This window comes from Bacteroidia bacterium (assembly GCA_040880525.1).
Lineage (GTDB): Bacteria > Bacteroidota > Bacteroidia > CAILMK01 > JBBDIG01 > JBBDIG01.
The window spans coordinates 9,727-34,964 of sequence record JBBDIG010000019.1 but is presented as its reverse complement, the minus strand read 5'-3'; the positions used below and the strand labels follow the sequence as shown (position 1 = coordinate 34,964).

The following is a 25,238-nucleotide window of genomic DNA, read 5'->3' as shown; positions in this document are numbered from 1 at the left end:
TTGCTGCAAAATTATAGAAAGAGAAAGAGCCTGCCCGGAATAACAGGTAATATGCGAGCCGGTTGATAGTTAGCACCATGTTCCTTTGCTGCGTTTTCTATTTTTGCAGTGCGTAAACCCGCGCTATAGCCCTGACCCCATTAACTTATCTCAACCTTCCGAACTGTGTTTCTTGAACCGAAATTTTATGTAGATAAGCCTCGTGGATGGATTGAAGTGGTTTGCGGACCTATGTTCTCCGGCAAAACGGAGGAGGTGATCCGCAGGCTGAAACGTGCCACCATTGCGAATCAGCAGGTTGCCATTTACAAACCGGAAATGGATACCCGGTACAGCCGCGAGAACATCGTTTCGCACGATTACAACCAGCTTTCCTCTATTTCCATAAAAATGGCCGAAGAGATTTTGTATGATAAAAATCCGGCACAGGTGATCGGGATTGATGAGGCGCAGTTTTTCAGCAAAATACTGGTGAGGGTGGTGCAGATCCTGGCCGGCAAGGGAAAGCGCGTAATAGTAGCGGGGTTGGATATGGACTATTTAGGACGTCCGTTCGGCCCTATTCCGGAGCTTATGGCCGTTGCGGAGTACGTTACTAAAATCCATGCGATTTGCGTGATCTGCGGTTCACTGGCCTCCCATTCTTATCGAAAATCACCCAACACGGAACATGTGCTTGTCGGTGAAAAGGAGCATTATGAACCCCGTTGCCGCTATTGCTTTAACCAGGGAATTGAAGAATCGGGCGGAGCGCAATTGCTGCTATGATGAAGCCGGGCCGTTCATTTATTGAGCTTTATCCTGAATGTGGTGCCTGTGCCTAACTCTGAGGTTTTCACGTAAATGGCACCTCTGTGATAGATTTCTACAATGCGTTTTACGAGCGACAGGCCAAGGCCCCAGCCCCGTTTCCGCGTGGTGAAGCCCGGATTAAATATGGTATTAAACTGGGATTTGGGAATACCCCGGCCTGTATCTTTAATATCCACCAATACCTGCCTGGAGCGCTCTTCTATGTGGAAGCTGACCCGGCCCTCTCCGCTCATTGCGTCCACGGCATTTTTCACCAGATTCTCCACCACCCACGCGAATAAAGGGCGGCTGATGAAAGCCTGAGTTTGCACCTGGGACTGCGGATCTACTTCCATCGTCACCTTTCGCGAAACGCGCTTGCGCAGGTAGCTCAGCGTTTCCTCAATGGCATCGGCCACATTTTCCTTTATCAGCACAGGTTCTGAACCAATTTTCGAGAAACGCTCCGTAATCATGTTGAGCCGCTCAATATCCTTTTCAATTTCGACCAAAATTTCCTTGCTGAGCCTTGATGTATCCTCATTCAAATATTCTGTCCACGCCATAAGCGATGAAATCGGAGTGCCCAGTTGATGTGCTGTTTCCTTTGACATTCCCACCCAAACCCGGTTTTGCTCATACCTCCGTGAAGCACTGAAAGCCAAATAAGAAACAATAACAAAAAGTGAAATAACAAAAAGCTGTATGTATGGATAATAAGTAAGTTGTGCAATGAGATTTGAATTTTTATAATAAATAAAATTCCGCGATCCATTTCCATATTCAATTACGATAGGGTCGCGCTCAGCTTTCATTTCACGGAGTTGCTCCCGCAGGTAATCCTCATCCTGCATCGGAATAGAATCAAAGTTCCGGGCATCAATAATATTATCATTTTCGTCAGCCAGGATTACCGGGATTGTTTCATTGGTTTTGATTACTTCACTTTCAAAAGTGAGGTCGCCACTGTCATTGTCCAGGTTGATCAGTTCATTGTACGCAGCGGCCCAGAGCTGAATTCGCTTTTTCTCCTCGTGGGCTAATTTTTCGACAAGATAATTGGTATACCACAAAGAGGAAATTCCTATTAATAATGCCGCTACAAAGAGTGCCGTTTTCCAATGCTTCTTCTTTTCGTATGCTCCCATCGCTTATTCTTCCTTCGGCTTTTCAAAGAGCCTTTTAAATGCACTTTTGCTTTCTTCCTTTTTTTCAGACTCTTCCCGGCCATTCCGGCTGTTGGTTCCCGGATTTACAGGATCAATGGCATATTCCTCCCCAGCAGGATCCGGAGTTCGCTTAGTTTCCTGTGGTGGAGCTTCATCCTTTTTCTTCTTAAATAAATTCTTCAATTCGCGGCCCTCTTCTTTTATTCCTTCAGCTATTCTTTGCTTCACTTCTTTTTTATCATATTTAAAAAAATAATTATCATCATCTCCATACATCAAGAGATAAAGATGCATTCCTCCCCGCCCATCGCTTTCAGTTTCGCGGTAGCTTTCAGCTCCAAGATCATTTTTGCCGAAAAGCAGTTCAGATAAATTGATGTCAATTTTATAATTAAATTCATTTTCAAAATTATGAGTGCCGGAAACCTTCATCGTCATCGCGTTATTATTGATCGTCATCTGAGGCAGCGTAATTACCTGCCTGGTGATGAGCACTTCATTCCGGAGTTCATCGAACTTCAGGTGTTCCATTTTCTTCATTTTAATAAAACCCGCCATCTCAGTCACCGGCTCAAAGTTTATCAATTCCCCGTCACGAACCACCATATTTGAAACCACGTTCAGCTTATCATATTCCGGTGAAAAATCATTGTTATAAACGGCTTCCAATGAAATATCAGCCGTTAGTTTTCCTTTCAGATGTTTATCCATTAAATATTCCTGTCCGAAATTTCCAAATGCATAAAATAGTTTTTTAATATCTAAATCAGTACAATCAGCTTCTGCATCCACATAAAATTTCTTATCTTTTTCTGATACTTTTCCATTCACGTTCATTTTTCCATTCATCGTGATAAAGGAAAGGCCGTTCGTTCTCATAACGCCTTCATTAAAATTAAACCGGCCCCTTACTTCTTGTGCTTCAAACTTATGGAATACGATCTGATCTAATGCTACTCCAAAATTTATTTGCAAATATTCAGGAAATGAAAAACTATAGGTCGTATCAGTTTCGTCTTCGGAGACCTCTTGTTTTAATAATTCATTAAGATTAATTCTCTGGCTTTGTAAATCGGCATCCACCACCAGTTTTTTATCAGGGAGAAAAAGAAAGGAGGCAAAGTTCCGGAAGAAGCCATTCAGCGTGAAATCGCTTTCAGAAATCCGGCCTGAGAAGTTTTCAATCACCATATCTTTTTTGTCAAAGAAAAAGCGACCATTCAGATTCCGAAATTCGAGGTGAGTATTTTCAGGAATAATATTCACATCACCAATCACAGCTTTACCGCTAAGGCTGGTTTTGTGAATTGAAGAAACATCTTTAAGATTCCGTGTATCTCCTGAAAAAGAAGCATCAAGGTAGAGGTTGCCGCGCATTTCCTCGATTCCTTTTATATGCAAAAAACTATGGAGATCCTCAAGATTGATATTCGTAATCAGATGCGTTTTGATAAAAGGCGTATCAAAATTTCGAAGAAAGAAATCTCCCTGAATTTCTTTACCTTTCAGCGTAGCCTTTATGCCTGAAAGATCAACCACCGAGGAGGCGAGCATCCGGCTTTCCCCATTGTTGTAATTGCCTTTCAGATACACATTTTCCAGCGCTATTCCTTTTTCTTTATTCCTGATGGTGGCATCCTCAATCCCGAAATCAAAATTTATTGCCGGATTTTCGGAGCCGGTAAAAATGCCCTTTATCTGCGCCTCGAAATAAATACGACCGCTGCTTTCGTAATCCTCCAGGGAAGTAAGATATTCGTCAGGAATCAGCGCCAGCAGTGATTTCACGTCTGTTTCCCTGCCCTCTATTTCCAGGTCGCTGTAATAATCTTCGCCTTGTTGCTGCACATATCCGTGCACCATGAACTTGCTTCCACCAAGTTCCAGTTCAGCCTCTTTGATTTTATAAATCTTTTCAGCGCTCTCTACGGCCAGTATACCAGCGAGTTTCAATCGCTTGTCTTTTACAAACCTCATCGAATCTATCTGGAAATAATCAGCATAAAGGTCACCGTCAAATTCCAGATCAAATACATCTGCTGTAAATTCTCCACTCAGTTGAGCATCATCCACCACGAACCTAAACTTCTGGCCTCCGCTCAAATCTTCAAACCGAAGATCCACATTCACCAGCAAAATCTCTTTAAGATCCAAAGAAAAGACAGTATCTGTTTCAGCCGTGCTTTGGTCATCTTCCTTAAAAATCTCGAAATTGGTGCGGCCATTTTCATCTATCCTCAGAAAAACAATCGCATCCTCCACCACGATTTTTTCGACCTGCAGATTATCACTGAAAATGTTGAAGATATTAAAGAGAAGGCTGATGCTTTTCACTTCTGCCAGATTCTGCTCCGAACCAGGGAACGATTCCCGCATCTGTACATCCTTAAAAGTTACGGAGGCATAAGGGAAATTGCTCAGGAATGAAAAAGAGATGTCCTCGACCTGTACCTCGACCTGCAGTTGTTCATTGGCTTTTTGCACCACTTTCTGCTTAATCTCGGGGCCGTATATCCAGGCCAGCAGCAGTGCAATGCCTATTAAAACGGCCAACGATCCGGAGGCGAAGAGGAGGATTTTTTTGAATTTGCTCATGTGGAGGGAACGAAAATAACCAGAATGATGACATAAAAATAAGTCGCAGCCTGAGCGGATGCAAAATATGGGCGGAATATTGGGGCATCATTAGGAAATGAATGCCGGGGAATCATATCTTTGCACCCGCTTTCGCGATAGAGCAAGGCGAATTTCCAAATGGGAGTTTAGTTTAAAATTGGGAGTTTAGCTCAGTTGGTTCAGAGCATTCCGGTATTACACCGGAAGGGTCGGCTTGGAAATGATGAAGTAAAATGGGAGTTTAGCTCAGTTGGTTCAGCGCATTCCGGTATTACACCGGAAGGGTCGGCTTGGAAATGATGAAGTAAAATGGGAGTTTAGCTCAGTTGGTTCAGAGCATCTGCCTTACAAGCAGAGGGTCGGGGGTTCGAATCCCTCAACTCCCACACGAGTTTAGCTCAGTTGGTTCAGCGCATTCCGGTATTACACCGGAAGGGTCGGGGGTTCGAATCCCTCAACTCCCACACGAGTTTAGCTCAGTTGGTTCAGCGCATTCCGGTATTACACCGGAAGGGTCGGGGGTTCGAATCCCTCAACTCCCACATGAGTTTAGCTCAGTTGGTTCAGAGCATTCCGGTATTACACCGGAAAGACCGGGGAAATGGATAGCTCCGTAGTCAATAACGACCGGATATTTCTGGATACTATAGAGGCTAACTGTAAGCCCCTCCTGGTTGAGGAGACTTTCTTCCTTTACGCTTATATGCATCTCAAGAATTTTTCGCTTTTAAAACATACCGAAATTGGATATACGCTATGTCCTGCTTATGATTTGGTTTCTTCGGCATTAATCGTAAAAGGTGATGACGAAGAACTTGCCCTCACATTAAATGGAAAGAAGAAAAAACTGAAGCGACAGGGATTTTGAAGTAGCAATGAACCGGTTCTCCCTTGACGCCAATGCTATAGAGAACATTTTCTCCCGCATGGCCGGAAGTATCGCTGACTGGATGAATTTTATTGATGTCAGTTTTCTGCCGAATAAAATGAAGGAGGAGTATAAAAATTTGATTAGTCAGAAGGCCGAACAGATTGAGTTGTAATAAGATTAAAAAAACTGAATTACATTAAAATTTTCAGATCTGCAAAATATTATTCCTCAATAATTATCCGCCAAACTAAAATCCTTTTATCATCTCCTGCCGTCACCAGCCTTTCCTCGTCAAGCCAGATGAGGTGGTTGACTGAATGGACATGGGCATTGAATTTTTCCGCGTCAATTACCTTAAGCAATTCGAAGCTGCGGCTGTCCCATATTTTCACAGACTTATCCCGGCTTGCGGTTGCCAAAAGCCGTCCCCCTGGTTGTTGCGCAATTCTGTTGATGGTAAACAGGTGTGCAGGCACCTCAAGTTGGGGCGCATATTCTTCGTGTATAAGCCATGATTTCAGGTGTGCATCCCGGCCACCGGAAAGCAGCCGTATTTCGTCCTGGGTAAATTGCAGGCAGAAAGTGGAGAATTGGTGGCCCTCGAACCGGAAGAAGGGCTTCAGGTCGTGAGAAGAGAAAACGCGTATATCGCCATCACTAAAACCTATGGCGCAAACGGGTTGTGAAGGATGCAGCGCAATGCAGCGGGCATTTCGCTGGGATGGCCGTAAAGTGAGCAGCTCCTGAAGCGTATCCACCAGCAACAATTTGAGATAACCCTCCGCTCCTGCCACGATCATGAAATCCTGTCCCGGCACAACTTTCAGGTCAAAAATGCCGTGGTTCAGTTTCGCCTGCGTCACCAGTTGATTAGCCTCCAGATCCAGCATGATTATAACTCCGGAGTTGGTGCCGGCCAGCAGCCGGTTCGAATCTTTCAGGTATTGCATCGCATACACAGCCCCCTCAGTCTCAGCCACCACTTTGCCATTGTGTCCCTCCGCCAGATTCCACTTCACGATCAATCCATCGCCCGCGCCTGAATAAAAACTATCTGTATCCGGGCCTGGGGCAAGGCAGTAAATTGAATCGCGGTGCCCGGCCAGCTCGCCAGTTTTAGAAACTGAGATCTTCATTTCCCTCTATTATTTTAAAAATTTTGTTGTACCGGTTTATTAATTGAAAAGGCTGCGAATTTAAAACAGTGATCACAGGCGCACTTGTCAAACGCGCATCATTTTGTTTAAGTTTTCTACAATTAGATTTGCGGTTGTTATATAAATTCAACCTACTTCGATTTGCCACTGCAATTCATACGAAACCTTGATAACGGCTCGCGTCTGGGTCTCTGGAAGCTCACCGAAACACCAGAGGAGCTTTTGCAATATCTTCAGTTTAATGACCAGGAGAAGGCACTTTTCCTGACATTAAACGGAGCGTCCCGGAGAATGCAATGGCTGGGTAGCCGAGTGCTCCTGAGGCAATTGCTGCAAACGGATCATTTTATTGAAATGACAACGGATGAAAATGGTAAACCGGCCTTGGTTAATTTCCCCTTTGAGGTTTCTCTTTCCCATTCCTTCTGTTATGCGGCTGCGATTATCGGCAAGAGCCGGGTGGGGATTGATATTGAAATGGTAAAGGATAAGATCCGGAAAATTGCCCCCCGCTTTGTCACGCCACAGGAGCAGGATTTCCTGAAACCCGCAACAGAGGTAGAGCAGCTATACGCGATTTGGTGTGCTAAGGAGAGCCTGTTCAAGCTATATGGCCAGGGGCAACTCAATTTCAGGAGTCATATCCGAGTCCATCCTTTTGATATTACTGCGGAAACCCTAAAGGCCACAATCCATAAAAACAATTTCATCAGGAATTATGAGGTACACTTCGAAAGGATTGACGGCTATATGCTCGCCTATACTGCCGAGGAGTAGCTTCATGCATCATCTGCCGGTGTTTTATTAATTTGGGCAGCGAACCATCAAATATTTTGATAAAATGCTAGATGATATTAACCTCGAAAAAGTGCTGGTGCTGGATATTGAAACGGTTCCAGCCAAAGCCACCTATGAAGAGTTGCAGGAAAATTTCAAGGAGTTGTGGTGCCATAAGTGCAACTTCCTGAACCGGAATGCACCGGAACCGGTAAGCCCTGAAACGCTCTACGAAAGAGCTGGCATTTATGCGGAATTCGGAAAAGTGGCCTGTATCTCCGCAGGCTATCTGAAACGCGAAAAGGGCGGGTACAGTTTCCGCATCAAGAGCTATTGCGGAGATGATGAGCGGCAACTTTTGCAGTCATTTACTGCATTGCTTCAAAATCATTTTGGCGGCAAAGGCAGCTACCTCTGCGCTCATAATGGTCGCGAATTCGACTTTCCCTATCTCGGCAGGCGCATGCTCATCAACGGACTGAAGTTGCCCGCAATGCTGAACGTAGCTGGCCGCAAAAGCTGGGAACTGAACCACCTTCTGGACACGATGCAGTTGTGGCGGTTTGGTGATTATAAGAACTACACCTCCCTCACGCTTCTGGCTGCTGCTTTTGGCATCCCTTCACCCAAAGACGATATCAACGGCAGCGATGTAGGCCGGGTGTACTGGCAGGAGCGAGATCTGGACCGGATAAGCCGCTACTGCGCCAAAGACGTGGTAACGGTAGCACAACTCCTCCTGAAAATGCGCGGCCTGGAATTGCTGAAAGAAGAAGATGTGATTTATGTGGAGTGAAGGGAATTATGAAAAATACCGGTCACTCTTTTATTTTAATACAGGTTTTAAAATAATATTAATAGACATTATGAAAATACGACATTTAGACCATGTAGCCATTCGGGTATCGGATGTTAAACGCTCGGTTGATTGGTATCAGCGCGTGTTAAAGCTTGCACGGTTCTCCCCGCCTGAATGGGAGGGAGTGCCGGTTTTCCTGATGGCGGGAGATACAGGTATTGCCATTTTTCCAGCCTCTGAAGCTGATAACCGAACGGCATTGCAGCGCCAGGGAATTGGGATAGATCATTTTGCTTTTAATGTTCCATTAGATGAACTTGAAGATGTAAAAGCACACTACGATAAGGAAGGTATTAAATACCGCTTCAGCGATCACATATTTTATCACTCCATCGACACCCATGATCCGGATGGGCATACGGTTGAAGTTACTGCTGCTACTGGTATTAAGCCGGCACAAATCGCATAACCGCTACTGCGCCAGAGACGTGGTAACTGAGGCACAACTCTTCCTAAAAGTGCTGTGATTTATGTGGAGTAAAAGGTCCAATCTTAAATATCCAGTTATGATTTATTTCGAAAAGATTTTTTTAATACTTTTAATTTTTCCGGCTTCTCTTATAATTTATAATACAACCCGTGGAGATGCTATCGGAATCCAGGATTCGAGTTTTTATGGTTGTGAAGTAATATATGAAAACGAAGAATTAGCCGAGAATTTAGGATTAATTTCACCAGTAATTTTATTCATCCTGATTTACCTGGGGTCATGGAGGACTAAAAAACCTGGGGTTTATATAGTAATGATCTTTCTTTTTGTTATTGTTTATATTTATTATTCCGTTAATTTATTGTGGCCGGACGTTCCCGACCGTGACGCGATACAAGCATTTGGAGAGGACTGTTAGAATCAAAGGTGTATAAGGACACGTATGAATTTATGTGTTATTATGAAATCTGGAACGAATGAAATTATTATAGAAATACAGGAGAAAAGCATTAGCCAATTCCGAAGAGTTATATTCACTGCCTCAAATACAAATGTTGTTGCTATTTCTCAAAAAAATAAAAAGGGCTACCTTTTGTAGAAGCAGCCCTTTTTGAAAAAGTGGTATTTGATTATTATTTAACTACAACTATTTTCCTGTGTACCACATGTGCATCAATCTGGATGCGCAGGAAGTAAACGCCAGCCCGGAGGTTGTGGATCTTCATGGGTCCATACTCAAAGCGGTTTACCACGAAGTTGCCTGCTGCATCTATAATCTGCACCTGGGCTTCTTTGCCTTCGGGTATACTGATGTTGATGTCGTGCCTGTCGCGGGCCGGATTAGGATATACCGTAATTCTGTCCAGGTTCGCATTGTACTCATCCGTGATTTCATTGGCTGAGATTGCCTGGTCATTCCCGGCTTCTGCTTCTTTTCCCTGGTTGTCGAAGAGGTTTTCCTCATTCTGAACCATAATAGGCGTAGGAACAGACGGCAGGTGATAGAAATACACGGCTCCCGCCAGGGCAGCTACTTCGCCATCACCCTTTGCACCTACCATTGCCCAGTCCTGAGAGGCATCCACAGAGAATCCATAATCTTCATACGCGCCAGGCGTAGGTGCTACCAGCTTTTTGAACTGGCCCCAGCCGCCACTGTTGGCAAAGAGATAGGCAGAACCTGAACGAATGCCACTGTGGTCGTCAGCATAAGCGCCAACAATCGCGGTGTCACGTGTAATGCCTACGGAATGGCCGAACAGATGGTTGGCATCGCCATCGCCAGCGGTGAGTTTGCCTGTTTGAGAATAAGTGCTTGCTCCTTTCTGGAAGATGTAGGCAGAGCCGGAGTTGTTGCCGTCATCATCATCGCCATAAGCGCCCACGATTACGGAGCTGTCCACAATGCCCACAGAAATGCCGAAAGAGTCGCGGGTATCCAGGTCATTAGAAACCAGCTTACTTTCTTGTACCCAGTTGCCTGCGCCATCATATTTCCAGACGTAAGCAGCACCGGCCTTTGTCAGCAATCCGGAGTTTTTGGTGGGCGATCCTGCCACCACGCGATCCCCGTACATATCTACGGAGAAGCCGGTGTAGTCGTTGTGGTTTACGTCATTCGGCAACAGGGAATGCGTATGTGCCCAGGTTCCACCGGTTCTTTCATAAATGTAAACAGCACCGGACTGGGAATAGCCTGATAGGTCAGCACCAATACTTCCAATAGCGATGCGATCTCCAAATATAGCCACATCGTACCCATAGAAATCACCACGCTTGATGGCTGGGGCAGTCAGGGTTTGAAGTTCTACCCAAGCGCCATTCCTTCGGGCAAAAACATAAGCTGCACCAGTACCAAAGCCGAGACTGTTTTCTTCTGGTGCCCCGATGATGGCAAGGGTATCGTCAATGCCAACTGCGGACCCGAACTTATCGCCTGCCTGGTTAGAAGTGGAGGTGATCTTTTCATAGCTTGTCCATGAACCACCCACCTTTTGGTAAATGTAGGCAGCACCTGATTTAGGTCCATAAGTAGTATCAAGTGGAGCTCCTGCTACAGCCCAGTCGCCATGAATGGCTGTGGAGAATCCTGCGCGGGCTGAGCCTAAGCTATCAGATGGTGATATTTTTACCACAGGCGTAATTGATATGATCTCTACGAGGAACTCAGCGGAATCCTGGCAGCCATTTGAATCTGTCAGAACCACCTTATAAGTACCGCGATCAATGCCCGATAAATCCTCCGATGTCGCGTTATTGCTCCAAAGGAAGCTGTATGGTTGTGTCCCCCCTGTTGGCATTAGGTCAATGGCTCCGTCAGCGGTTCCGGCACCGGATGCATCCGTTATACTCGCTGTAATAGTCAGTGGTTCAGGATTGATAATATCTATTGTGTCGAAGTATTTGCATCCGTTCGTATCTGTTGTGGTGAGAAAGTACCGGGTTGGATGTAGATTTCCAATGCTGTCGCCCGTTTGACCATGGGACCACGCAAATAGATAGGGTGCTGCTCCACCGGTTACATATACTTTTATGTATGCATCATTGTCACCGTGGCAGGATGGGTTTTTAATCGTGAAGGAAATAACAACTCCCGGACAGTTCCCAATAAATTCATCAGCCCCAATATCAGGAGGAATGCCTCGGGTTTCCTTGTCAAAATCCACCGTTACGCGGTTAGTCGTTATGCCCGTTCCATTAAGTTCCGTTGCGCTTACGTGCAAGTCGGTGTCGTTCACAAAGCCGGGGTCAACCGAAAAGGAGTTGTGGTCATGGCCTCCGAAGTTGCTTTGCCAATCAGATAGATCAGCATCGAAGCTCACCCCGAAGCTGAAGGGATCGTTGTATCGGCCAAGGATGCTGCCCGTGGTGTAGAAGTTATTATAATCGGAAATAAGACTTGATTCTTCATTGTACCACATCACCCGTCCACCACCGCTGTTCACAAATATGTTGTTATAGATTCTATTATCGCTCCCAAATTCTATTAGCAGCGTGTAATTGTTACTATTGCTATTATTTGTCTTATTCACCGAATTATGAAAGAGGTCAAGATATTCAGCCAATCTTATATGCATTCCATGACCACTACCACTGGAATGAAAGAAATTATTGGCCACTAAACCTCGGTTGGCTAAAGAATTAGTGGATGAGTTAATGGTCAACGCAGGGTGTCCGTTATACACATGGTTGCCTGTTACCATCAACCCGCTATCGGTATTGCTCAGGGTAAGGGAACCTTGGGTCAATACATTATCCCGTATTTTCAGACCGTTAATTCCATCTACGGTAATGCTGCTGCCGGATACATTATTCTCAATAATTACATTGGTATTTAGCCCGGCACAAGTGTTATTAATTAAGAAACGGACACCGTTTAATTTATTATTCGCAATTAAAATATCCGAAGCCTGAAAGTTTTCTCCATAAATACTCGTACTACCAAGACTTTCCATTAAATTATTCAGAATTTTTATCCTATATAAATTTTTTTGAAATGCTATCACAGTGGAGCTGTTCGTACTTCGAAGTGTCAAATGCTGAAGCGTTAAAGCGCCAACATCCTTTAATACAACAGGGGTGAAAGCAGACTGTATCACTACATCAGCGCTATCACCTGTTGAAGATTGAATAATGAGACTATCTTCAGGTGAAGCACGGTAAATAAACTGAATTTCTATCTGCTCGTTGTATGTGCCCGGGGCGATATTCAGGATCACGTTCCCGTCTATGCCATGCCTGGCAAAAGAATCCATCGCTGATTGTATGGAGGGAAAATCGGTTGGAACAGCGTACGTTCCTCCGGCATAAGGCATACCAACAGGCGTAAATTCATCAGCACCAATATCAGGTGGGTTGGCGCGGGCTTCTCCATCAATATCATTGGTTACAGAAACCGGAGTGCCTACACCATTGAGCACCAGAGAAGTAACGTGTAAATCTGTATCGTTGAGAAATTTAGGGTCTGTCTCATAGGAATTTAGGTCAAAGCCAGTAGTGGTTTGCCACGCTGATAAGTTGGCAGGAAAATCGAAATCTTCAAAGCGGCCAAAAATACAGGGCGAACCATAAAAATTATTATAATCTGATAGAAGTGCTACCTCGTCATACCACACAACAGGGCCACCGCTGCTGTTCATAAAGATATTATTGAGAACGCGGTCGTTGAGATCAAATTGGACGGTAAAAGCATATTTATTGGAGTCAGCAGTATCCCCACTTAAATGAACGGAGTTGTGAAATACGTCAAAGAACTCATTGTTAAACATTAAGAAAGTATGTCCTTGTCCTTTTGAATGAAGAAAATTATTGGCTACAAGGCCAGGCTTGTCTGCATGATTTTCGGTGTTTCGTATTTCAAGTGCCGTTCTTTCTACATTATAAACATAATTGCCAATCACCTGCAATCCACTATCGGTATTGTGTAATGTTATTCCATTATCGCCAGCAGCTATTTTGTTATTTAGTATTTTAAGATTCAATGCGCCTTCTACATGTATTTCATTAGATGAATTATTGTAAATAGTAGTATTGTTAAGACTGCTTCTGCATATTTCGCTGCTTTTCATTTTTAAGAAAATACCTGAAGATGCACCCAGCAAACGGTTATTTGCAATTAAAAAATCTTTATCGGTAAATTCACTTCCAATAATAGGTAGATCCCCTTCCAGCCTGCTGTTAAGAATATTTACATTTTGCACTAAGGTTTTTATTACCAAAACATTCTTAAATGTTCCAATAGCGCGGACCGTCAGATGCTGGAGCGTTAAATTTGATACATTATCCAATAAAATCGTCCAGTTTGAATCGCTGGATGCAGCTGCAAATTCAATGGTCACATCAGCGCTGTCTTCCGTGGCCGATTGCACAACGAGGCTATCCAAATGGGAAGTGGTAGGAATGGAAGATATTTTGACTTGCTCGTAATAGGTGCCTGGTTCAATGTTTAGAATTACATTGCCGTCAATTCCACGCAATGTGAATGAATCTACGGCTGATTGTATGTTAAGAAAGTCAGTAGGAACTGCATAACTGCCTGTTGTGTATGGTCCCAAGCCAGATGGAATAAATTCATCGGCTCCAATATCAGGTGGGTTGTTACGTGGCTCATCATCAAAATCCATTGGTACACGGCCTGTATGTGTACCCGCATTATTTAAAATAAAAGACGTAGTATGAAGATCTGAATCATTTAAAAATGCCGGATGGACTGCATAAGAGGAACTGTCCAAACCTGTGATTGATTGCCATTCGACCAGGTCACCATAATATTGCGGATCAGTTATGACCAGATCATAGTAGCGGCCCAAATTACAGGCGGTGCTATAGAAATTGTTATAATCAGAAATGAGGTTGTCAGAACGGTCATAGTTGATAGCCGGGCCACCACCTGAATTTGCAAAAATGTTATTTAATATGCGGTTGTTATTCCCTAATTGCTCAACGAAAGCATAATCTTCCACATCCGCATTCATGCTTTTATGCACTGAATTATGAAATATATCCAGATTTTGGTTATTGATCAAAACCACGCCATCACCAGTGCCATGAGAATGGAAAAAATTATTGGAGACCAGACCACGAGCTGACGGAGAATTGTCTGAGCTTTCCAAACGCATTGCGTGATTCATAACATTGTACACTTGGTTGCCAATTACTGCGAGTGCGCTGTCATTGTTGATGAGTTCAATTCCTGTATAGTTAGCATAATTGTGCGTTGAAGTAATGGTATTTTTCAGGAGCTGCAGGAAATAAGAGTTTTCGATAAAAATTCCACCATTGTAATTGCTCTTGAGAATATTATTGGCGACAATGGTACTTCCTGATATGCAGTTTGTGCTATTAGAAAAAACTAAGGAAATACCTTGCGATCCTCCCCGGATCATGTTATGCTTAATACGCAAATTGCCTGCACTGAAAATATCTTCGCCATAAAAAAGGGAGGCATTTGTATTTGCAATTGTCACATCCGGCCCCACAATTAAATTGTTCAGGATGTTAATATTCTCCATTCTTTTTTCAAAAACCAGCGCACGGCCATAGGTAGTGCCACTGGCCCTGATAGTGAGGTATTGCAGCGTGATACCTGCAACCTCCTTTAGCATTACTGTCCAATTAGCCTCACTTTGGATTGAGGTAAATTCGATAATAACATCAGAACTGTCCTGTGTTGATGATTGAATAATTACAGAGTCATTTTGAGATGCACGGGGTATGTACCTAAATTCTACTTGTTCATTATAGGTTCCCGGGGCGATATTCAGGACTACATGTCCGCTAATACCGTAACTGGCAAAGGAGTCAGCGGCAGCCTGTATTGTAGCAAAATCATTGGGTACAGCGTATGTTCCAGCACTATAAGGCACTTGTCCAATAATTTCATCGGCACCGATGGCCGGAGGATTATTTCTCGGTTGACCGTCAATGTCTTCACTCACAAGCCCTGTATATACCCCCGCACCCGCTAACGCGATAGAGGATGAATGCAAATTTGTGTCGTTAACAAAAGCAGGATTGGCATTAAGGGAATTGGCATCAAATCCTGTTACCGACTGCCATTCCGGAAGCCCGGCTACTGCATAATCTGTGAAGGGAGAAACGGGTGAGGTATACCTGCCCAAATTACAGCCCGGCACATAGAGATTGTTATAGTCAGAAACAAGACTTCCCGGTCGATGATAATAGATAGCCGGCCCACCACCTGTGTTTGCGATATTGTTGTTCCAGATGCGATTGTTATTCCCAAACTGAAATTCCAGGGCATAATCGTCTTGGTTGGCGTCATCACTGCGGTGAACGGAGTTATGGAAAATATCCAGATATTCATTGCTCCTGATCAACATTACAGCATCCCCATTATCCCGTGCATGGAAGAAATTATTGGCAATCAGGCCCCGGTCAGTTGAAGAGTTCTCTGAAAATTGGAGGTAAAGGGCTACATTTTTCACATCGTAAACATTGTTGCCAACCACCCTGATTCCACTATCAATATCAAAAAGATAAATACCAATATAGCCTGTAGCCTCATCATCAGTAGTGATTTTGTTTCCAATTATATTTAAAAAATTAATCCGGGTAAGGTCCACTCCTCTGGAGAAGTTATCTAAGATGAAATTATTGGCAATGGTAATATGAGTTCCACGCGAACTACCCTGAAAGTTCAGATATATTCCGTTGGCACCTTCTTCTATTCTGTTGTTGCTGAATTCCAGATGTGATCCTCTAATAGCATTTCCATAGATTAGTATTGTATTGCTGGCAGCGTTTGCATCCTGTCCCAGAATATGATTATTCCGGAAATGAATGCTCTTCACATAATCTGTAAAAAGTACCACCCGGCCATAAGTGAGATTGGAAGCCCGAAGGGTCAGGTTTTGGAAAGTAATGTAGGCAGTGCTGTCAAGTTGCAAGGTGTAGTTAGCTGAGCTGCTTGCATTATAGGTGAGCACCACATCCGTACTATCTCCGGTGGCCGACTGAAAGATTATAGAGTCAGTGGGAGAGGTGCCGGAAATCCACGGAATGGTGACCTGCTCGGTGTAAGTTCCAGATGCGATATTGAAAATTACGTTGCCGGAAATTCCATTGGCTGTCAAGTCGCTCACAGCATCATTAAAGGTTTGATAGTTGGTGCCACCAGTAGCCATCCCGGCATCTATGCTATAGCTGCCATTCAGGGGCTGGGCCATAATTGAAGTGAAGCCAAATAGTAGGAATAATCCAAGGATAAGTGTAGGCGTTTTCATGTTGATATATTTTGGTTGATTTGTGATTATAGCTTTCGTTTAAGGTTGTTTCCAGATACGTAAGAGCTGAGGCTCCGCTTTAATATGCTTAATCACTGAGGAATTTCTTGTATTAAAAACTGATGTCGAAATTAGGGCAATATTACTTCACTACCACCAACTTACGATGGTATACATGTGCATCAATCTGGATGCGCAGGAAGTAAACGCCAGCCCGGAGGTTGTGGATCTTCATGGGTCCATACTCAAAGCGGTTTACCACGAAGTTGCCTGCCGCATCTATAATCTGCACCTGGGCTTCTTTGCCTTCGGGTATGCTGATGTTGATGTCGTGCCTGTCGCGGGCCGGGTTCGGATAAACTGTGATTTGATCAAACATCCGTTCAAATGCTTCTTCCTCAGCGATGTCAAAAGCTGATATGGCGCTTTCTTCATCATTTCCAGCATCTTCACCATCCTCATCAAAAAGGTTGGTCTCACGATGCACCAGGATTGGCGTGGGAACAGACGGCAGGTGATAGAAATACACAGCTCCCGCCAGGGCAGCTACTTCGCCATCGCCCTTTGCACCTACCATTGCCCAGTCTTCAGAGGCATCCACAGAGAATCCATAATCTTCATACGCGCCAGGCGTGGGTGCCACCAGCTTTTTGAACTGGCCCCAGCCGCCACTGTTGGCGAAGAGATAGGCAGAACCTGAGCGGATGCCGCTGTGGTCATCAGCATAGGCCCCTACAATGGCAGTGTCATTTGTAATGCCTACGGAATGGCCGAACAGATGGGTGGCATCGCCATCGCTCGCGGTGAGTTTACCTGTTTGCGCATACGTGCTAGCACCTTTCTGAAAGATGTAAGCCGAACCAGAGTTGTTGCCGTCATCATCATTACCATAAGCACCTACGATCACGGTGCTATCTACAACGGCCACTGATATACCGAATGAATCGCGGGTATCCAGGTCGCCTGAAACCAGCTTGCCCTCCTGCGCCCAGTTGCCTGCGCCATCATATTTCCAGACGTAAGCAGCACCGGCCTTTAAGAGCAATCCTGAGTTTTTGGTGGGCGATCCTGCCACCACGCGGTCTTCATACATATCCACGGAGAGACCGGTGTAGTCGTTGTGGTTTACGTCATTTGGCAACAGCGTTTCTGTGTGAGCCCAGGTGCCTGCAGATCTTTCATAAATATAGACTGCGCCTGATTGTGTGTAACCCGAGAGATCAGCCCCAAAACTTCCAATTGCGATTCGTTCCCCAAAGATTGCCACATCATAGCCATAGAAGTCGCCACGTTTGATGGTTGGAGCAGTTAGGGTTTGGAGTTCCACCCATGAGCCAGACCTGCGGGCAAACACGTAGGCTACACCGGTACCAAAGCCCTGGCTGTTCTCTTCGGGCGCACCGACAATGGCCAGCGTATCATCAATGCCAACTGCAAATCCAAATTTATCGCCTGCTTGCGTGGAATTGGAAGTGAGCTTGGCATTTGTCGTCCAGGTGCCACCATTCCTTTTGTAGACATAGACTGCACCTGCTTTTATGCCTTTTGTGGCATCAAGTGGTGCCCCGGCCATCGCCCAGTCGCCATTGATTACAGTGGAGAATCCTACCCGGCCAGAACCTGCGCTACTTGAGGGAGTGACTTTCACCACGAGCGTCATGGTTCTTAGGTCTACCTCGTATTCAGCGGAATCCTGGCAACCGTTCGAATCGGTGACAATGACTTTATAATTCCCAGACCCAATATTCGATAGATCCTCGGAAGTGGCGCTATTGTTCCACAGGTAGCTGTAGGGCGTAGTACCTCCGCTCACGGTAATGTCAATGGCCCCATCAGATGCCCCATTGCTCGATTCGCCCGTGACCAGCGCTGTGATGCCAAGTGGTGCAGGGTCAACAATGTCCGCAGTGTCAAAATAGGTGCAGCCATTCGCATCCCCTACCTCTAAGAAATACTTACCTGCGGACAGGTTTCCGAGGCTGTCCGTGGTTTCATTGGTGGACCACAGAAAGGTGTAAGGTGGTGTCCCTCCGGTAACAGTGGCCTTCACAGCGCCATCGCTGTCACCGTTGCAGGACGGGCCATAGACCGTGAAAGTGATGACCGCGCCAGGGCACGAACCCGAAAATTCATCGGCACCGATATCAGGAGGCGTTCCGCGTGTTTCCTTGTCAATATCCAAGGGCACACCGCTCACAATCTTGCCTGTCCCGTTCAGGACGCTCGAACTGGCGTGAAGGTCCGTATCGTTCACATATCCAGGGTTAACGGAAACGGAGTTGGTACCTTCTAATGTTCCCTGCTGCCAATCTGCCAAATCCTCATAGAACTTAACCGGGTAAGTAGTAAAATATGGATCCGCAAGATCATAAGCGGCCAGGTAAGTTCCGTTGGTAAGCAGGTTATTATAATCAGAGCGGACACTTGCATTAAGGAGCACCGGCTCATCAATGTAAATAGCAAAACCGAAATCACTCACGAAACTGTTGTTGTAAACGAGGTTGTCAGGTCCGGGTGCTACGCGGAAAGCATCAGAACGGCTGTTGACCGAATTATGATAGATGTTCATATAGGCCGTAAATGCCAGGTCAATCCCGCCACCACTTACGAAGTTGTTGGCAATGAGGCCAGGTGCCGAAGAAGTGTTGATAGAATGGAGGACCTTTAGCTTTCCATCATAAATATGGTTTCCGATTATCTGCAACGTGGTGTCTGCCTCTACCACCTCTAAGTCATCCGCAGTGACGATGTTGTACTGCACATTGAGCATATTAATTCCCTCGATATATATCCCTTCATCAGAGATATTGCCATCAACAATCGCAACAGCACTGCTATGAATGCCACATTGAGGGGTTAACATATAAATACCGTTTACCTGATTATTCGCAATCAAGAGGTCGTCTATCCTTGCATTCCCATGCAAGGCCTTGCTGCCAGACCCTTCAAGTTGATTGTTGAGGATATTGACTTCCCTTATCCTGTCCTGTATGGCCAGGGCAGTTGTGCCACCCGTATTGCGAATGGTGAGATGTTGCAAGGTCAGGTATTGGGCCTCAGCCAAAAGGACCGTCCAATTGGAGTCGCTGGAGGTGGAGGCGAATTCAATAATTACGTCAGCGCTGTCCTGGTTTTCTGATTGAATAATGATACTGTCTCCTGAAGAGAAGCGATGTATTCGACCGATTTCAACCTGCTCATTGTAGGTGCCGGGTTCAATATTCAGCACTACATTGCCTGTCATGCCCCCAATTGTAAAGGAATCCACCGCATCCTGAATGGTGGCAAAATCGGTGGGAACGGAATAAGTACCTGCATAAGGACCTGGCCCGGTATACGTAAATTCATCGGCACCGATGTCCTGTGGGTTATTGCGCGGCTCACCGTCAAAGTCCATTGTTGCCTGGCTTAAACTTGTTCCTGCGCCATCAAGAAAAGCGATATTGATGTGCAGGTCACTGTCGTTCAAAAACATAGGATCTCCGTAAAAGGAATGTGCGTCCTCTCGCCTTGTGACAACCTGCCACTCGGCAAGGTCGGTTGGAAGATAAAGATCCCCATAACGCCCAAATATGCAAGGCGAACCGAAGAAATTATTGTAGTCGGATGTTGTTGATCCATCATAGTAAAATACGATAGGACCGCCACCGCTATTAACCAAAATGTTGTTCTTTACAAAAGTACCACCTCCGAATTCCACTACGAATGCATACACGTTGGGATCGGAATTGCCGGTTTTATGCACCGAATTATTGTGGAAATCAATTGAAGTATTAAGATATAAATGAACCCCATGGCCACTGCCTGTGGAATAGATGAAGTTGTTCGCGATTAAACCATTGGCCAAATACGCGTCACTTGGATAATTAAACCGCCTGACTTCAAGTGCAGGGCCTCCCACATTGAATATCTGGTTCTGTGTTATGGTAAAGTTTTCCTCGGCATCGTCCACACTTATTCCCCTGCCGATCTCATTGCCGTGAATGGTCAGGTACAACGAGCCGTCAGAAGATATACCTTGCTGTATCCGGTTATTGGCGATGGTAGTATTCGTATCGGTAGTTAGGCCGATCTTGCCATTGGTTGAACTTAACTCATTGTCCCTGACCGTGAGGTTCACGGTACTAAAGGCAAATACACCACCTGCCAACTGGTTGTTGGCCACCAGGGCATCCTGCCCTCTCTCCAAACTAATGGGCCCCACCAAATCATTGTAGCGGATATTTGGGTTCAAGGCATATCCCAGGGCTACGCCATTGGAAGCTATGTTACTGTCTATCACAGTATGGTTAAGGCTGCTATTGCTACTACAGGCATTGCTGTATTCGTAGCTGAAATCTATAGCCCTGACGCTGGCTGTTATCTGGTTTTTGACTATGATCAGATCGTTGTCAAAAAACCCATTCCCATAAAGTGGTGTGCCACCCTCCAGTGCGTTGTTGAGAATGTTCACATTTTCTACTTGGGTCTGGATGGCGATGCCCCGGTCATAAGCACCCCCAATAGCACGGATCGTCAGGTGCCGCAGTGTCAGCCCCTTCACATTATCCAGCAATATCGTCCAGTTGGAATCGGCTTGTGAGGCTGCATATTCTATTATCACGTCCGCTGTGTCCAGCGTGGATGACTGGATGATGATGGTGTCCGCAGCCGCTGATCGCTGAATGTTGGGTATCTCTATCTGCTCATTGTAGGTGCCCGTGGCGATATTGAGCACCACATTTCCGTTAATGCCGCGCTTGGCAAAGGAATCCACGGCCGTTTGTATGGTGGCAAAATCAGTCGGGACGGAATAGGTTCCCGCATAGGGTGGGGCACCCGTTAGGCCATATTCATCGGCACCAATGTCAGGCGGGTTGTTGCGCGCCTCCCCATCGAAATCGTTGGGCACACGGCCCGTGGTCATGCCCACATTGTTCAGTGAAATCGAACTGGAGTGAAGGTCCGCATTACTGGCAAAAGCAGGGTTCACTTGCAGTGAGTTCATGTCAAGCCCCGATACAGCCTGCCATTCAGCGAGGTTGGCGGGAAAGTAGGTTTCCAAACTGGGGGCGGTGCTATCGTACCGTCCCAGGTTGCAGGAAGTACTGAAGAAGCCATTGTAATCGCTGGTTAGGCCATCCGGGCGGAAATAGAACGCTGCCGGGCCGCCACCGCTGTTTGCGAAGATGTTGTTGAGAATGCGATTGTCGCTGCCCTCCCGGATCACAAAGGCATATTCGTCCGTGCTGTTGTTATTGGTTTTATGAACAGAATTATGGAAAACATCCAGATAGGTCGCCTCACTTATAAATACCCCGTCCGCACTGGAATCGCTATGGAAGAAGTTGTTGGCCACCAGCCCACGGTCCAGGGCCGAATTATCTGAATTTAAAAGGTAAAGCGCATAACCGGGCTGATCATACACATAATTGCCTGTAACCTTAAGGCTGCTGTCCACCTGGTACAAGTATATCCCGCTGCCGCAGCAATAGTCATCGTCTGTAGTAACCTCGTTGTTCAACACCTGGACCCGGGAAGCCCGGAGTACATCAATACCGTTTACGAAACTGCCGATAACCTTATTGCCGGCTACAATCAGGTTATCGGCCGATCTGCATACAGAGAAGGTGTTGAAATGCAGATAAATACCGTAGGCGCCCTCCTCCACCAGGTTATTTCTAATACGAAGATTAGTAGCGCCAAGTTTCTCCGTAAAGATTCCTGAGAAATCGGTGAGATTGCCGTTATAGTCCGTGCCCTGAACCGCATTATTCAGGATATTCACATCTATTAGCCGATCTGAGAACACCAATGCCCGCCCGTAATTAGTGCCTGTGGCGCGTATGGTCAGGTGCCTGATGGTAATTCCTTCCGTACCATCCAATAGCACCGTCCAGTTCGAATCGGCACGCATAGACGCATATTCGATCACCACATCGCTACTGTCTTGCGTGGATGATTGTATGATGATAGAATCAGTACTGGACGCGCGCTCAATGTACCCTACCTCAACCTGTTCATTGTAAGTGCCCGAGGCAATATTCAAAAGCACAGTACCGGCTATGCCCCGCTTTTCAAGAGAATCCATTGCGGCCTGTATCGTAGCAAAGTTACCGGGAACCGTATAGGTACCGCCAGCATAGGGCGACTGGCTGATGGTGAATTCATCCGCCCCAATATCTGGAGGATTGTTGCGCGCTTCTCCATCAAAATCCCCAGGCACACGCCCTGTAAAGACTCCAGCCCCATCAAGTACCGATGAATGGCTGTGAAGGTCACTGTTGCTTTCGAAAGATGGATTGACATCAAAGGAGTTGGCATCAAGTCCGGTTACTGATTGCCATTCAGCTAAATCTATAGGATAAGAATTGATGTATCGGCCGAGATAACATGTGGTGCTATAGAAATTATTAAAGTCTGATGCCTGGGGTGCCAATCCATAGTATGCAGCAGCCCCTCCTGCGCTATTCGCGAAAATGTTGTTCAATATCCGGTTAGAATCCCCGCTGGCAAAAACGAAGGCAAAAAATGCTGCCCCGTTACCCGTACTTTGGTGCACGGAATTATGGAAGAAATCCAAATAAGAATTGCTGTCAACCAAAACAGTATTTCCGTTGCCGGTCGAGTGCACGAAATTATTGGCCACCAACCCCCGGTTAGCTCCAGAATTATCTGAATTCCTCAGTTCCAATGCGATGTTCCTGGCATCGGAAACATAATTGCCCATTACCTGTAGGGCACTGTCATTATCATTGAGGTAAATGCCCACGAATTTTGAAAATTCATCATCAGAGGTAATGTCATTGTCCAGGACTTGCAGAAAAAAGGCTTTCTGAATGGAAATTCCCCTATCATAATGGCCGCTTAGCTGGTTGTGCGCGATGACCGTATTATTGGAAAGACAGATCGCACTATTCGCAAAATCAAGGGAAATTCCACGGGTACCCTCGCTCATTAGGTTTCTCTCAATGTGCAGGCTACTGGTGCTAAGTACATTGTTCCCATATATCAGAGCGCCATCTGTGCCGTTGGTACTCATATCCGTCCCTTCAATTGAATTATTGAGAATGTTTAGGCCGTCCACCCTTTTTGTTAACACCAAGGCATGCCCGTAGGTATTGTTGTTGGCCCTGATGCTAAGGTGCTGTAAGGTCAATCCTTCCGTCTGGTCCAATAATATGGTCCAATTTGCCGTGCTTTGGGTGGAGGTATGTTGGATAATCACATCCGAACTGTCCTGCGTTGAGGATTGGATGATGATGGAGTCGCTGATAGAAGCTCGGGAAATGTACCCGATTTCCACTTGTTCATTGTAAGTGCCGGGAGTAATATTGAGTACTACATTGCCTCCAATCCCGCGTGCCGCCAATGAATCTACGGCTGCCTGTATGGTGACAAAATCACCAGGAACTGTATAAGTGCCGCCTGCATAAGGCCCGGGGCCCATTATTTCGTCTGCCCCAATGTCCGGTGGGTTACTGCGCGGTTCCCCGTCAAAATCATTACTTACCTGGCTGGTATTTACACCTGCATTCCTAAGGATAAATGAACTGGAGTGCAAGTCTTTGTCACTTTTAAATGCAGGATTAACTGAAATTGAGTTTGGATCTAATCCCGTTGTAGCCTGCCATTCAACGAGATTGCCGGGATAGGATTCCGTAAATGGCGAAACTGGCGAGGTATACCTGCCCAAATTACAGCCCGGCACATTGAGATTGTTATAGTCTGAAGTTAGATTACCCGGTCGATGATAATAGATAGCCGGCCCACCACCTGTGTTTGCGATATTATTGTTCCAGATTCGATTGTTATTCCCAAATTGGAATTCCAGGGCATAATCGTCTTGGTTGGCGTCATCACTGCGATTAACGGAGTTATGGAATATATCCAGATATTCATTGCTCCTGATCAACATGACCGCATCACCATTATCCCGTGCATGGAAGAAATTATTGGCAATCAGGCCCCGGTCAGTTGATGAGTTCTCTGAAAATTGGAGGTACAATGCTACATTTTTTATATCAGATACCTGATTTCCAATTACCTTTAAGGCACTGTCAACATCAAAAAGAAAGATTCCAATGTATCCGGTGGCTTCATCGTCAGTGGTTAGCTTGTTCCCGCGGACCTCCAAAAAGTTTATCCGCGTCAAATCTATTCCCCTCAAAAAATTGTTCAGGAAGAAATTGTTGGCGATCGTTATATCTGTCCCGCGTGAACTCCCCTTAAAATTAAGATATATTCCATTGGCACCTTCTTCAATTCTGTTATTCTCAAAGTTAATATCGGACCCTCCGATATTATTGCCATAAACCAATATGCTGTTTGCAGCGCCATTTGCATCTGTACCAAGAATATGGTTGTTCAGGAAATGAATGCTCTTCACATAATCTGTAAAAAGTACCACCCGGCCATAAGTGAGATTGGAAGCCCGAAGGGTCAGGTTTTGGAAAGTAATGTAGGCAGTGCTGTCAAGTTGCAAGGTGTAGTTCGCTGAACTGCCTGCATTATAGGTGAGCACAACATCGGTACTATCTCCGGTGGCCGACTGAAAGATTATGGAGTCGCTAGGGGAGGAGCCGGAAATCCACGGAATCGTGATTTGTTCAGGATAAGTTCCAGATGCGATATTGAAAATTACATTTCCGGAAATTCCATTGGTTGTGAGATCGCTCACGGCATCAGTAAAGTTCTGATAGTTGGTTCCTCCGGTTGCCATCCCGGCATCTATGCTATAGCTTCCACTCAGGGGCTGGGCCATAATTGAAGTGAAGCCAAAAAGCAGCATTAGTACCAGGGTAGTTGTAAGCGTTTTCATAGTTAAAAATATTGACTGATTT

General features: G+C 45.5%; 11 protein-coding genes and 3 tRNA genes. 9 read left to right on the top strand and 5 right to left on the bottom strand.

The window, feature by feature from the left end; genetic code table 11:
- Positions 1 to 165 precede the first annotated feature (165 nt).
- A complete protein-coding gene (locus WD077_04990) occupies positions 166 to 768 on the top strand; it encodes a thymidine kinase (protein ID MEX0966569.1) in 603 nt (200 codons plus the stop codon).
- Between the two features lie 14 nt (positions 769 to 782).
- Here the strand turns inward: WD077_04990 and WD077_04985 are convergent, their stop codons facing one another.
- Positions 783 to 1,940 carry a HAMP domain-containing sensor histidine kinase gene (locus WD077_04985; protein MEX0966568.1) on the bottom strand — a complete coding sequence of 386 codons (1,158 nt, stop codon included), beginning with the start codon at positions 1,938 to 1,940 and terminating at the stop codon, positions 783 to 785.
- A gap of 3 nt (positions 1,941 to 1,943) precedes the next feature.
- The gene (locus WD077_04980) at positions 1,944 to 4,556 is read right to left on the bottom strand and encodes an AsmA-like C-terminal region-containing protein (GenBank protein MEX0966567.1); all 2,613 of its coding nucleotides are present in this window, start codon (positions 4,554 to 4,556) and stop codon (positions 1,944 to 1,946) included.
- A gap of 332 nt (positions 4,557 to 4,888) precedes the next feature.
- Here WD077_04980 and WD077_04975 point away from each other — a divergent pair.
- The 5 genes from WD077_04975 (at position 4,889) to WD077_04955 (ending at position 5,620) form a co-directional block, all read left to right on the top strand.
- Positions 4,889 to 4,963, top strand: a tRNA-Val gene (locus WD077_04975).
- 3 nt (positions 4,964 to 4,966) lie between these two features.
- Positions 4,967 to 5,041 (top strand) — tRNA-Asn (locus WD077_04970).
- Between the two features lie 3 nt (positions 5,042 to 5,044).
- A tRNA-Asn gene (locus WD077_04965) sits at positions 5,045 to 5,119 on the top strand.
- A 59-nt stretch (positions 5,120 to 5,178) separates the two neighbouring features.
- On the top strand, positions 5,179 to 5,445 hold the full coding sequence (locus tag WD077_04960; protein ID MEX0966566.1) for a HipA domain-containing protein: 267 nt from the start codon (positions 5,179 to 5,181) through the stop codon (positions 5,443 to 5,445).
- Positions 5,446 to 5,452: 7 nt separating this feature from the next.
- Positions 5,453 to 5,620 (top strand): hypothetical protein, encoded by a 168-nt coding sequence (locus tag WD077_04955; GenBank protein ID MEX0966565.1) that lies wholly within the window; start codon positions 5,453 to 5,455, stop codon positions 5,618 to 5,620.
- A 49-nt stretch (positions 5,621 to 5,669) separates the two neighbouring features.
- Here WD077_04955 and WD077_04950 read toward each other — a convergent pair whose 3' ends face one another.
- Positions 5,670 to 6,584: a WD40 repeat domain-containing protein gene (locus WD077_04950; GenBank protein ID MEX0966564.1), complete on the bottom strand. Its 915-nt coding sequence runs from the start codon at positions 6,582 to 6,584 to the stop codon at positions 5,670 to 5,672.
- 162 nt (positions 6,585 to 6,746) lie between these two features.
- Between WD077_04950 and WD077_04945 the strand changes: the two genes are divergently transcribed.
- From WD077_04945 to WD077_04935, 3 genes are all read left to right on the top strand, one after another.
- Complete coding sequence (locus tag WD077_04945) at positions 6,747 to 7,382, top strand: 4'-phosphopantetheinyl transferase superfamily protein (protein ID MEX0966563.1); 636 nt, start codon at positions 6,747 to 6,749, stop codon at positions 7,380 to 7,382.
- A 64-nt stretch (positions 7,383 to 7,446) separates the two neighbouring features.
- Positions 7,447 to 8,178, top strand: a complete 732-nt coding sequence (locus WD077_04940) for a ribonuclease H-like domain-containing protein (GenBank protein ID MEX0966562.1) — start codon at positions 7,447 to 7,449, stop codon at positions 8,176 to 8,178.
- Positions 8,179 to 8,248: 70 nt separating this feature from the next.
- Positions 8,249 to 8,650 carry a VOC family protein gene (locus WD077_04935; protein MEX0966561.1) on the top strand — a complete coding sequence of 134 codons (402 nt, stop codon included), beginning with the start codon at positions 8,249 to 8,251 and terminating at the stop codon, positions 8,648 to 8,650.
- Between the two features lie 653 nt (positions 8,651 to 9,303).
- On the opposite strand, the gene WD077_04930 is transcribed toward WD077_04935, so the two are convergent.
- Positions 9,304 to 16,416 (bottom strand): T9SS type A sorting domain-containing protein, encoded by a 7,113-nt coding sequence (locus tag WD077_04930; protein MEX0966560.1) that lies wholly within the window; start codon positions 16,414 to 16,416, stop codon positions 9,304 to 9,306.
- 142 nt (positions 16,417 to 16,558) lie between these two features.
- On the bottom strand, positions 16,559 to 25,216 hold the full coding sequence (locus WD077_04925) for a right-handed parallel beta-helix repeat-containing protein (GenBank protein MEX0966559.1): 8,658 nt from the start codon (positions 25,214 to 25,216) through the stop codon (positions 16,559 to 16,561).
- Positions 25,217 to 25,238 lie beyond the last annotated feature (22 nt).

Coding starts and splice junctions, on each gene's coding strand:
- WD077_04955 (MEX0966565.1), top strand. CDS start 5,453: ATGAACCGGTTCTCCCTTGACGCCAATGCTATAGAGAACATTTTCTCC.
- WD077_04935 (MEX0966561.1), top strand. CDS start 8,249: ATGAAAATACGACATTTAGACCATGTAGCCATTCGGGTATCGGATGTT.
- WD077_04980 (MEX0966567.1), bottom strand. CDS start 4,556: ATGAGCAAATTCAAAAAAATCCTCCTCTTCGCCTCCGGATCGTTGGCC.
- WD077_04925 (MEX0966559.1), bottom strand. CDS start 25,216: ATGAAAACGCTTACAACTACCCTGGTACTAATGCTGCTTTTTGGCTTC.
- WD077_04950 (MEX0966564.1), bottom strand. CDS start 6,584: ATGAAGATCTCAGTTTCTAAAACTGGCGAGCTGGCCGGGCACCGCGAT.
- WD077_04960 (MEX0966566.1), top strand. CDS start 5,179: ATGGATAGCTCCGTAGTCAATAACGACCGGATATTTCTGGATACTATA.
- WD077_04930 (MEX0966560.1), bottom strand. CDS start 16,416: ATGAAAACGCCTACACTTATCCTTGGATTATTCCTACTATTTGGCTTC.
- WD077_04985 (MEX0966568.1), bottom strand. CDS start 1,940: ATGGGAGCATACGAAAAGAAGAAGCATTGGAAAACGGCACTCTTTGTA.
- WD077_04940 (MEX0966562.1), top strand. CDS start 7,447: ATGCTAGATGATATTAACCTCGAAAAAGTGCTGGTGCTGGATATTGAA.